The sequence below is a fragment of the Gemmatimonadales bacterium genome (assembly GCA_036279355.1).
Classification (GTDB): Bacteria; Gemmatimonadota; Gemmatimonadetes; order Gemmatimonadales; family GWC2-71-9; genus DASQPE01.
On record DASUJH010000037.1, the window covers coordinates 1 to 11376 of the forward strand.

The window sequence follows — 11376 nt, forward strand, 5'->3', positions numbered from 1 at the left end:
ACCGCGGGAATCGCGAGCGTCTTGCCGAGCGCGACGGCCGCATGCGGCGACCCCGGGGCGGCGATGAGAATCGTCGAAGCGAGCGCGACGGCGGCGGCGCCGAGCAAACCCCGGGTGCGCCGCGATGCCGGCAGGTACCACCACGCGAGCACGACGGCCGCGCCGACGAAATACGCCCAGTTGGGTATGTCGAACGACGGCACCGTGCGCTCGGCTACAAACACGACCGCCGCGAACACCGCGAGCGCGATCAACGCCCGGCCGAACCGATGGCCGATGCTCGGCCATCCCGCCGCGATCTCCACGAGCACAAAGCCAAGCAGGATGGACAGCCCCGGCAGGAATTCCTCCGCGTACTGCGGGAAGAATCCGCGGTAGACGCTCCAGTAGCCGTAGATGAGGCCAAGGCCGCCGACCCATGCATAGAGCAGCGCGAAGGGGACGCGGACGCGCTCGAGCTCGCCGCCGCCGCGGCGCACCGCGCGCGCGAGGAGCGCGAGCGAGATCAGGATGCCGACGAACAGCGCGGCGTTGAGCAGCGTGACCTCGTGGATGTACGAGAGCGTCTTTTCCCACGGCTGCTCGCCCCGGCGGATCGTCTCGGCCGCGTTCACCGGCGAGGCCGCGCCCAGCGCGCGGGAGATCTTGCCGGTGTGCTTGAGCACGAGCGCCAGCGGATTGAGCGCGCTGTGCCACCACATCTTCGGCGTCATGTGTGAGCTGTAGAGCGCGCCGAGGACCGCGACCGGCACGACGAACCCGCTGACCAGCGTGGCCGCGCGCCGCACGAACGACTGCCCGCCCGCGCCGCCGCGCCCGGTAAGGCTTGCAACGGCGAGTGCCACGAGCGCCGCGAGCATGGCGGCGAGCGAGGTCTCCCGCACGTAGAACGCGATGCCCAGGAGGAGCCCGGCCGCCGCGAGCGGGCGCCACCCGCCGTGCTCCAGGTGGCGCACCACCGCGAGCAGCGCGATACAGGAGATCGCGATCGAGAACGGCTCGATGTGCACGATGGGCGCCCAGATCACCGCAAGCGGAACCATCGCGTACACACCCGCGGCGGCGAGCCCCGTTCGACCGCCGAACAGGCGGCGCGCAAGCAGGTACACGAGCCACACCGACAGCGTGGACACGAGCACCACGCCGAGCCGCACGAGCGCGAAATCGGGCCCGACGATCCAGATGAGGCCCGCCAAGAGATAGGTGTAGACCACCTGGCGCGAGCTGAAGTCGACCAGCGGCACCAGCCCGTGCAGCGCGAGACGCCCGTCCATGAGGTGGGCGCCTTCATCGGGATTGATCCAGCGGTCGGGCCAGACCCAGAGCCGGAGCGCGAGCGCGGCGGCGAGGATCACGAGGAGCCAGATCCGCTCGCGCCTGGTGGCGGGCTCGGGCTTCATTCAGGCCCCCTGCAGCCGCGGCGCGGCCATTGCCTCGCCACCGGCGCGGGCACGCTCGACGTGGGACTGAGCCAGCCCGAGAAAGCGGTCCACGATGCGCTCCGGATCGAATTCGGGCCGCGCGGCGTTGGCCAGCGCGAGATGCGACCGCGCCTCGTAGGCCGCGGGGTCTCTCATGAGCGATTCCACCGCCTGCGCCCATGCTTCGGCCGGCGCATCCGGCTCGAGCAGGATGCCGCCTTCGCCCACCGTGGTGGGGATGCCTCCGATCCGGCTCGCGACGACAGGAATGCCGTTCACGTTGGCCTCGAACGCCACCGTGCAGAACGCTTCCACCCACTGGGAGGGCGCGAGGAGGAGCTTCGTGCGAGCGTAGATCGGCGTTATCTCGGGCGACGAGGGGTGCAGCGAAACATTCGGCAGCCGTGCCACCGCGCCCTCCAGCGCGCGCCGCGCTTCAGGCGATAGCGGCCAGGTCTCCACCAACTGGAAGCGGCGGTGCGGCAGCAACTCGGCCACGCGCAGCACGATCTCGACGCCCTTCTCACGCACCGGGTTAATGAGCGTCACCGCGTCGGCCGCGGCGCCCCGCTGGGCGCGGCACCGCGCGAGATCGATCGGCGGATAGAGCACCGGCGACTCATAGCCCAGCCCCGCGCGCATCCCTGCCGATACGAAATCCGTGGCGCTGATCGAGAGCAGCAGCGGGCTCGGCGGCAGCTGGCCGCGAAAGTAGGTGAACTCGTTGTCATGGATCCACACGATCACCGGCACGCCCGCACGCATCGCCTCGGCGGCTATGGCTTCGCAGCCGTCGAGCTGGGTGAGCACGACGTCGGGACGTTTCCGCGCGATCCGGCGGTGCAGCACCGCGGGCAGGAGATTGTCCCACATGCGGTACGTGCGGTAGCCGTTCCACCGATCGCCAAGCGCGAGGAGGCGGCGGCCCGTGAGCGCGCGCGCGGCGCGATATGTGTTGAGCCGCCCGCCGCGCCGCTGGTCGAGCGGCACCACCGCCTCGGCCGCGTGGCCTCGCCGCACGAGCAATGCGAGCAGCGAGTGCGCCGCGTAGAGCGCACCGTCCACGCGTTGCGGGATGTACGGGCGGTACGAGGAGTAAAGAACCCGCATCGGCTACGCGCGCGACCGGTCGGCGAGCGGCGCGCGGCGCTTGGTGTCGGGGGACGACGCCAGATCCATCCGCGGATTCATCTGCACGGTGCCCCAGAATCGGGTACCTTCCTCGACCTCGAGTACGAGGGTCGGTCCTTGCAGCGTCTCCTGCCCCCGCAGATGGTCCCAGATGAACGATTCCGCGGCGTAAAGGCCCGGTGCCACGTTGAGCTGCAAGTCGAGCTCGAGCTCGAATCGCCCGCGCTCGGGCAGGTGCAGCCCGAAGTCGCCGGTACCGGTCGAGAAGAGCACCTCGCCACTGTGAAGCGCGCGTACCCGGATGCCGAGCGAATCGGTCTCGTGCCGGTCGTAGTCGGTCGCCTCGCCGGTAATCCGGAGCCGCGCTTCGGCCCCGGAGCGCGCCTGCGACCCGGCCGCGAGCGTCAGCGTCTCGAGCACCACCGGGTGGCTTCCGTTCGTCGCGGGCGCCCGCCCCTGGCCCAGCGTGTATGCGGTGATGCACTCCGCGGGCGTGCCGGCGCGGATCACGGCGCCGCGGTCGAGCAGGATCCCGTGGGTGCAGAGCGCGGCGATCCGGTCGAGCTGGTGGGAGACGACGATGACGGGGAGCCCGCTCCGCGCCAGCTCGGCGATCCGGCCGAACGCGCGCTGCTGGAACCCGAAGTCGCCGACCGCCAGGACCTCGTCCACGATGAGCACGTCGGGATCGAGATGCGCGGCGATGGAGAATCCGAGCCGCGCGTTCATGCCGCTCGAGTAGCGCTTCACCGGCGTGTCGATGAAGTCGATGATTCCGGAAAAGTCCACGATCGCGTCGAACTTCCGGCGGATGTCGGCCTGGGGCATGCCCATGATGGCGCCCTGCAGGAAGATGTTCTCCCTGCCGGTGAGATCGGGATGAAACCCGGCGGCCACCTCGATGAGCGCGCCGACGCGGCCCTGAATCCGGCAGCTTCCGCGCGTCGGTCGCAGGATGCGGGTGAGCACCTTGAGGAGCGTCGACTTGCCCGCTCCGTTCTGGCCGATTACGCCGAGCGTCTGGCCGGGCAGCACGTCGAAGGTGAGATCCTTGAGGGCCCAGAAGTCGCCGGTCTGGAGCTGGTCGGACGGTGGCCGGCGGCCGACGACGCGCCGGGTGAAGGCAGGCACCAGGTCGCGGAGGCTGTCGTGCACCTCTCCCCGGTGGAACTTCTTCCAGAGCGCGCGGACCTCGATTCCTGCCTGCGTCATCGACCAGTCCCGAGTTGAGAAAGCGGAGGCTAACTTCAACAAATATGCCCCGGACGCACCCGACTTGGCCACGCGGGGGCGGGCGGCTTGCCGCGCGGCACATCGCCCGACGTGTGGCGATGCGACCACAGCGGAAGCGGCGCGGGACCGGGCCCCGAGGCATGCAGGTTGCTCCCGCAGCCGCACCCCTGCTGGACTCCCCGAGCCGGAGCGCGCGTGAAGCTTTCCGTCGCCATCTGCACCTGGAACCGCTGCGACATGCTCCGCCAGACGCTCGAGCGCATGATCCAGCTCGAGGTGCCGCCGGAGGTGAGTTGGGAGCTTCTGGTGGTGAACAACAACTCCTCCGACGGCACTGATGGCGTCGTTGCCGCATTCGATGGCGCGTTGCCGCTCCGGGCCCTCACCGAGCCCACGCCGGGCAAGTCGCACGCGCTGAACCGCGCCGTCGCGGCCGCCACCGGCGACTACATCCTCTTCACCGACGACGACGTGCTGGTGGACCCTCGCTGGCTCGCGGCGTACGTCGAGGCGTTCCGGCGCTGGCCTGACGCCGCGGTCTTCGGCGGCCCGATCGAGCCGTGGTTCGCGGGCGACCCGCCGCCGTGGCTCGCGCGCACGTTTCACCAGGTGGAGTACGCCTTTGCCGCGCTCGATCTGGGCGGCGAGCCGCGGCCCCTCGGCGGGTTCGACGTGCCGTTCGGCGCCAACATGGCAATGCGCATGAAGGAGCAGCGCGAACGCCGGTACGATCCGCGGCTCGGGCCCCGCCCCGAGAGCGGACTGCGCGGTGAGGAGATCACGCTGGTGAAGCAGTTGCTCGCGGAAGGCGCGCATGGGTGGTGGGTGCCAGGCGCGCGGGTCAAGCACTACATTCCCGCCGCGCGCCAGCGGGTGAGCTACATCCGCGACTGGTATCACGGGTGGGGGGAGTATCTCGCGCGCACCTCGCCCGCGGCGGGGGGCACCGCACTCGGCGGCAGACCGCTCTGGCTCTGGCGCGAGATGCTCGAATCCGAGTGCCGGTTCCGGCTGCGCCGCCTGGTCGCGCGGCCTGAGGTGTGGGTGGAGGATCTCAAGGCGGCGGCCACCGCGTGGGGACGCTTCCGCGCGTATGGCGCGCCGCCTCACGCCGCAGGCGCGTGATCGTCGCCGCGCCCATGCCCGAGACACCGCATCGCATCCTGCTCATCGAAGGCAACCGCGACGGCACGGTCGGCGGCTCGTTCCAGTGCCTCTACGACATCGCGCGCCATCTCGACCGGCCCCGCTTCGAGCCGGTTGCAGTGTTCTGGGAGCCGAACCGGTTTTCCGAGCGCCTGCGCGCCGAAGGTGTCGAGGTCCACCTCTGGCGCGAGGTCGAAGAATCTGCGGTTGCATCGAGCGGCCGGACGCCCATTGGGCGCGCCCGGCGCGCCGCGCAAGCCGTCGGCGTGCGGGCGCGCTTTCTCCAATCGGTCGGCGCGAGCCTCGTCCATCTCAACAACACTCCGGACCATGGATACGTCGACTGGCTGCCGGCTGCGCGCCTGGTGAAGCGGCCGATCGTGGCGCACGCGCGTGGACCGATCGCGATGCCGAGGGGACGTGTGCGGCGCAGGCTGGTGGGCGGATTCGATCGCATCGTGGCGATCAGCCGCCACATCGAGGACACGCTCGTGCGCGCCGGCATTCCGAAGGAGCGCATCGCGCAGATTTACGACGGCATCGACATCGAAGCGCTCCGCGCGGCGAGCCGCACGGCCGGAAGCGTTCGCCAGTCGCTCGGCATTCCGCCGGAGGCGCCGCTCGTCGTGATGGCCGGGAACTTCAAACGGTGGAAGGGACAACACCTGCTCATCGACGCCATGGCGCGGCTGCCGAGCGGGCTGCGCGAGCGGTGCCACCTCGTGCTCGCCGGCGCCACACCCGCCGGCGGCGAGGCGTACGAGACCGAGCTCCGCGCGTGTGCGGCCCACGCCGGGCTCGGCGGTCGCGCGTGCTTTCTCGGTGAACGTGGCGACGTGCCCGCGTTGATGGCCGCGGCCGACGTGGTGGTGCACGCCTCCATCGAGCCCGAGCCGTTCGGCCTCGTGGTGGTGGAGGCGATGGCGCTTGGCAAGCCCGTCCTTGCCTCCCGGCTCGGCGGGCCGGCCGAGACGGTGACGCCCGACACCGGCGTCCTATTCGATCCGGCGGATGTGGACGACATGGCGGCCGCGCTCGCCGCGCTCCTCACCGACGAGCCGCGCCGGCGCGCGATCGGCGAGCGGGCACGGGTGCGGGCCGAGCAGTTTTCCATCGAGCGGAACGTGGGGTCAATCGAGCAGCTCTACGGCGAGCTGCTCGGCGACCGCACCGAGCCTCCGCCGCGCGCATGACCGCTCCGGTCCCGATTCTTTTCACCCATTACGGCGAGGACTGGATCCGCGGCAGCGAGCGCTGCCTGCTGGACCTCCTCACCCATATCGATCGGGCGCGCTTCCGCCCGATCCTCTGGTGCAACGCGGCGGCGCTGGCCCGAGAGGCGGGCGCGCTCGACGTGCCGGTGCACCAGTCGAAGTTCTCCATCCTGCTGCACTGGACTCCGCCCAGGTACGCTATCGGCCGATATCTCGCCCTTGTGCGCGAAGGCCGGCGGATCGTCCGCCAGCACGGCATCCGGCTGCTCCACTCGAACAGCGCGGCGCCGCACCAGTGGCTGCTTCCGATAGCGCGCGGCGAGCGCCTGCCGCTGCTGGCCCACCTGCACGTGGTGTACGCGCAGCGCGACCGGTTCACCCTGGGCCTGCATCAGGCGACGCTCGCCGTTGGGGTGAGCCACGGCTGCATCGACGGATTGCTCGACGACGGCATGCCGCGCGAACGGACCCGCGTCATCTACAACGGCGTCGACGTGGACCTGCTCGCCCGGGGCGACGAGCGGGGCCTGCGCCACCGGCTCGGCATTCCGGACGACGCGGTGACGCTCACCCGCGTCGGCTCGCTGATTCACCGCAAAGGCGTGGACTTGATGCTCCGCGCCTTCGCCGAGCTGCGCCGAACCCATCCAAACGTGCACCTCCTCGTCGTGGGCGACGGGCCGGAGCGGCCGGCACTCGAGGCGCTGGCACGCGAGCTCGGGCTCGCGGACACGGCGCATTTCCTCGGCCTCGTGCCCTCCGCCGGCGCGGTGCTCCGAGATGCTACGGACATGGCCGTCTCGCCGGCGCGGGACGAGGGCTTCGGGCTCACCGTCATCGAGGCCGCCGCGTTCGGCCTGCCGATCATCGCGACGAACACCCCGGGCATGAACGAGATCCTGCGCGACGGCGAGAGCGGGCTCATCGTGCCGATCGAGGACGTGGCGGCGCTCGTGCGCGCGCTCGACGTCGCCATCCGCGATCCGGCGCTCCGCCACCGGCTCGGCGCGGCCGCACGCGCGACCGTGCAGGAGCGGTTTCTCATTTCGCGCTACGTCTCCGGGTTCGAGGCGACCTACACGGAGCTCCTGGCGAAGCCGCAGGCGGAGCTCGGATGGGGCGGCCCGAAGACGGGGCCGGTAGTGTACGGCCGGTGGCTCTCGGGAGTCGTACGGCGTAAGCTGCCCGGCGTGGCCCGAGGCGGCGGGCGCGTACCGGCGTGAGCACGAGCAGCGGGCTGGCGAGCAGCGGACTCAAGGGTCTGAGGATCGCGCAGCTCATCGCCTCCGACGGGCCCGGCGGTGCCGAGCGGATGCTCGCGGACCTTTCCGGCGCCCTCCGAGCCGGCGGAGCCGAGGTGGTGGCGTTCCTCCCAGCCAAGGGGGAGGGATGGCTCACGCGGCAACTTCAGTCGAGCGGCGTTGCCGTCGAGGGCTATCGGCTTGAGCGCGCGCTCTCCCCGAGTTTCGCGCGGTGGCTGGCCGGCGCGTTCGGCGCGCACAGAATCAATCTCGTGCACAGCCACGAATTCTCGTTCGCGGTGTACGGTGCGTGGTCGGCGCGGCTGGCCGGGATTCCGAACGTCATCACGATGCACGGCGGGCGCTACCACGCGGCGTACCTGCGCCGGCGCATCCTGATGCGATTGGCGACCGCTGCGAGCTGCCGGCTCGTAGCGGTATCCGAGCCGACGCGCGATGCATTGAGCCGGGATCTCCACCTCGCACCGTCGCGGATTACGCTGGTGCCGAACGGCGTCGCGTTCGAGCCGATGGCGCAATCGAGCATTCGCGCGGAGCTCGGGCTCGGGCCGATCGCGCGGATCGCTCTGGCGGTGGGGAATCTCTATCCCGTCAAGGGCCACACCCACCTCGTGGCCGCGCTCGGCCGCCTCACCCCGCGACATCCCGATCTGCACGTCGTGATCGCCGGACGCGGAGACTTGGCGGAGACCCTGGCCGCTGAGGCGCGCGAGCTCGGCGTCGCGGGCCGGGTCCATCTCGTCGGCCTCCGCTCCGACATCCCGAATCTGCTCGCAGGCGCCGATCTCTTCGTGCTTCCGTCGCTCTCCGAGGGGCTGCCCCTCGCGCTGCTCGAGGCGATGTTCGCCGGGCGGCCAATCGTCGCCTCGGCGGTCGGGGGCGTTCCGGCGGCACTCGGGGAGAACGGCGGCGTCGTGGTGCCGCCGGGCGATGCGGAGGCGCTCGCCGCGGCGATGGACCGCGTGCTCTCCGACGGCGAGCTGAGCGCGAGCTACGCTGCGAGCGCGCGCGCGCGTGCTGTTGCGGAGTTCGGTCTCGACGTGATGGTGTCGCGCTACGCGGCGCTCTACCGCGGGTGTCTGGGCCGGAGCGCGCAGCCGGCCGAGCCGAGCGCTCCCCGCTGACGCGCCGCTCTCGCCCGCCGCATCACTTCCCGGACAACCAGAGCCGCGATTCGCGGAAGAACGGCGCGGGGTCGCTCCAACGCAGGATTTCGTTGCGGTCGCCGGGGCGCCAGAGCGTGCCGAAGTCGAGCAGCGCACGCGCCCGACGCGGCGCGCCTGGCGGCAATGCGAGCTCGGCGTCGCTTCGGCGGAGTCTCGCAAGCAGGTGATCGACGTCGCCCCACCACCAGCGGCTCCTGACGCCGAGCTGGGCGTCGAGCACCGGCGCCGGGCGCCGGCCGAGGGCGCGATCGGCCAGCAGCGCGGGGAAGTCGACGCCCGCATCGATCGCGAGCTGGAGCGATCCCCAAAAGCGGCCGTTCACTTCCATCAGATACGGCGTGCCCGTCCGCTCGTCGAGCTTGTACTCGACCATGGCGACGCCCTGCCAACCGAATCGTTCGAGCAGCGCCCGCGACCGCGCCACCAGCTCCGGATCGGCGGCGATGCTCTCGCGATAGACGCTCACGCCTCCGGAAGGCGGTTTCTCCCTGAGGCGCCGATGCGCGAACTGCGCGACCAGCTCCCCGCGCCACAACAGCAGAAAGATCCCGACGCCGGGGCCAACGATCCGTTCCTGGAGAAGCACGGGATACGCGGCGGCTGGCAGGCCCTCGAGTGCCTGCGCCAATTCCGCGCGGCTCGCGGCGTGGGATACGCCGAGCTTGTATCGCCGCCCATCGGCCTCGGCGACCGAGCGGGCCGGCTTTGCGACGATGGGAAATCGCAGCCCGTCTTCGGGGATCGCCGCCAAATCGGCCACTTGGCGCAGCGTGTGCTGTGCGGGCACCGCAATACCGCAGGCCGGCGCTGCGTCGAGCAACAGCGCCTTGTTCGAGAGGTCGCGAAACGTCGCGAGATCGGGAAATGGAACCCGAGCCGGCGAAAGCGCCTCGCGCTGTGCGAGGAGCGCCAGCATCGCGGGCTCGGCGATCGGCAGCACGAGCGCGGCGCCTTCGCGCCGCACGAGCTCGGCGACGGCTTCGGCGAATTGCTCGGGTTGGTTGAGCGGTGGCGGCAGCGCGTGGTCCGCGGCGGCATAGCGCGACGCGCCGGCCAGCGAGCGCCCATCGGCCGAGGTGAGGATGCAGCGGTAGCCGCACCGCCCGAGCGAGCGCACGGTGGCCAGGGCGGCGCGCTGCTCACCGTCCGTGATGAGGACCGCTTCCTTCACCGGCACAGCAGGCCCGCGAGCCGGAGCGCGAACCCGCGCCGGGTGAGATTCGCCGGGACGTTGAGCCGTGGCAGCGTGAACCCTGGGCCACGCTCGGGGTCGAGCCATCCGCCATCGACGCGGAACGCCCCGGTGTACCCGGCCGCAGCCGCCGCGGCCGCCGCAGCCTTTGATGCGAGCCCGTACGGATACGTGAGCCAGGGCAGCGTCGCCTCCGGAAACTTCGCGCGGAGCCACGCGAGCGACGAATCGAGCTGGCGAGCGAGGTCATCGCCGCCGACGGCGGCGAGGTTCGGATGATCCCACGTGTGCGATGCCAGCGTGCAGCCGGGAATGCGCACGAGCGCGGCGAGCGCCGCCTCGCTCGCGCTGCGCGCCCAGCCGGCCACCTTGCTCTCGGCGGCCGCGCAGCCCGTCCGGGCGCGAACCGCGTCATCCCGGCCGCCACATTCGGTGAGCAACGCCTCCCGCAGCGTTGCGGGCATGCCGTCCAGGGCTCCGCCGGCCACGTCGTCCCACCAGAAGCTCCGACCGCCGAGCAGGCCGGGCGCCACGAAGAACGTGGCCGGGAGGCCGCGCCGGCTGAGCTCGTCGGCGCCCTCGGTCACGGCGCCGAGGTAGGCATCGTCGAAGGTGACTGCGGCGCGGGGGCGCGCGCGAGCCGGCGGGCGGAACAGGTCCGCCAGTGGGACGACGTCGCAGGCGCGCGCGAGCTGCTCGAGCTGCGCGGCGAATTCCGCCCGCGGCAGGTGCAGCGCGCGCTCGCCGGGGGGGGCCTCATCGTGCGGGATGATGTTGTGGTACGCGAGCACGAGCGCACGGCTCCGCGTCCGCCGCCGATTCAGCGCGGCGGGACCGCCGTGCAGGAGCGCCGACTCGAGCGCCGCCTTTAGCGTTCCGCGCATCGAGGCACGCCCCACGGCTATTCGGTCACGCGATAGACGTCGGCGTACCAGTCGCCGAACGGCCGGCCGCCGAGCGGTTCCAGCCGCCCCTTCAGGTATTCGGCAAGTGAGCGCGCGCGGAGCGTCGGGAGCGGACCATTGGGAAGAGCTTCGGGGGAGAGTGTGACGAGCCCGGTCGGGCGGCGCCCGTCGTGGGTGAGGATCGCGATGGTGCCGGGTCCCGTGAGGCTCGCGGCGAACCGCGAGTTGCCCGGCTCGAGGCCCAGCTCGCGCACGGTGTTCCAGAGCGGGTGCGTTGCATCCAGCACGACATCGGTTTCGCCGCCGATCACGAGATAGGCATAGCCCAGGTGCCCGAGCCACGAGGGCCGCGCCCGGGCGAGCCACCGGCGAACGGCACCGGTGCCCGGGGCAAACGCGCGGGTCCAGCGGCTCCGCCAGAGCAGCGCGTAGCTCGCACGGTCGCGCGGGTCCATGATGAAGTCGTAGTCGTTGTAGCTTGGCGCGAGATCCAGCACGCGGGTGTTGCGGAATCCGGCGGAGCGGACCAGCGCCGCGTAGCCGCGCCGGCTGTAGAGGTAGGTGCGATACGCCTCGTGCTTGCGAAGGTGCGACCAGGCATTCGCAACCAGGCGCGGCAGCGCGGGCACGAGGTGCAGGCCGGTGTGCGTGTCGCGCATGCCGAGCAGCGTCTCGAGCGCGAAGCGGTTCTCGATCGCGATGGCGA

The 11376-nt window shown here is 71.3% G+C and carries 10 protein-coding genes; 4 read left to right on the plus strand and 6 right to left on the minus strand.

Annotated features, from left to right (window positions below; translation table 11 throughout):
* The 3 genes from VFW66_09985 to VFW66_09995 all read right to left on the minus strand — a co-directional run.
* On the minus strand, positions 1-1400 hold a 1400-nt coding region (locus VFW66_09985; GenBank protein ID HEX5387018.1), incomplete at its 3' end, for a glycosyltransferase family 39 protein.
* A complete protein-coding gene (locus tag VFW66_09990; protein HEX5387019.1) occupies positions 1401-2531 on the minus strand; it encodes a glycosyltransferase in 1131 nt (376 codons plus the stop codon). It abuts the gene before it with no gap.
* Positions 2532-2534: 3 nt separating this feature from the next.
* Positions 2535-3764, minus strand: a complete 1230-nt coding sequence (locus tag VFW66_09995) for an ABC transporter ATP-binding protein (GenBank protein HEX5387020.1) — start codon at positions 3762-3764, stop codon at positions 2535-2537.
* A 216-nt stretch (positions 3765-3980) separates the two neighbouring features.
* On the opposite strand from VFW66_09995, the gene VFW66_10000 reads away from it, so the two are divergent.
* Genes VFW66_10000 through VFW66_10015 form a run of 4 tightly spaced genes read left to right on the plus strand, consistent with a single transcriptional unit; the run spans position 3981 to position 8531 of the window.
* Entirely contained in the window at positions 3981-4910 is a 930-nt protein-coding gene (locus VFW66_10000) for a glycosyltransferase (GenBank protein ID HEX5387021.1), read from the plus strand.
* 14 nt (positions 4911-4924) lie between these two features.
* Positions 4925-6124: a glycosyltransferase family 4 protein gene (locus VFW66_10005; GenBank protein ID HEX5387022.1), complete on the plus strand. Its 1200-nt coding sequence runs from the start codon at positions 4925-4927 to the stop codon at positions 6122-6124.
* Positions 6121-7368 carry a glycosyltransferase family 4 protein gene (locus VFW66_10010; protein HEX5387023.1) on the plus strand — a complete coding sequence of 416 codons (1248 nt, stop codon included), beginning with the start codon at positions 6121-6123 and terminating at the stop codon, positions 7366-7368. Before VFW66_10005 ends, VFW66_10010 begins: the two co-directional genes overlap by 4 nt.
* Positions 7365-8531, plus strand: coding sequence for a glycosyltransferase (locus tag VFW66_10015; protein HEX5387024.1), 1167 nt, complete (start codon positions 7365-7367; stop codon positions 8529-8531). Before VFW66_10010 ends, VFW66_10015 begins: the two co-directional genes overlap by 4 nt.
* Before the next feature lie 22 nt (positions 8532-8553).
* On the opposite strand, the gene VFW66_10020 is transcribed toward VFW66_10015, so the two are convergent.
* The 3 genes from VFW66_10020 to VFW66_10030 form a co-directional block, all read right to left on the minus strand.
* Complete coding sequence (locus VFW66_10020) at positions 8554-9744, minus strand: ATP-grasp domain-containing protein (GenBank protein ID HEX5387025.1); 1191 nt, start codon at positions 9742-9744, stop codon at positions 8554-8556.
* Positions 9741-10649: a polysaccharide deacetylase family protein gene (locus tag VFW66_10025; GenBank protein ID HEX5387026.1), complete on the minus strand. Its 909-nt coding sequence runs from the start codon at positions 10647-10649 to the stop codon at positions 9741-9743. The genes VFW66_10020 and VFW66_10025 overlap by 4 nt, the downstream gene beginning before the upstream one ends.
* A gap of 17 nt (positions 10650-10666) precedes the next feature.
* Positions 10667-11376, minus strand: a 710-nt coding sequence (locus tag VFW66_10030) for a hypothetical protein (protein HEX5387027.1), incomplete at its 5' end; no start/stop codon positions are given.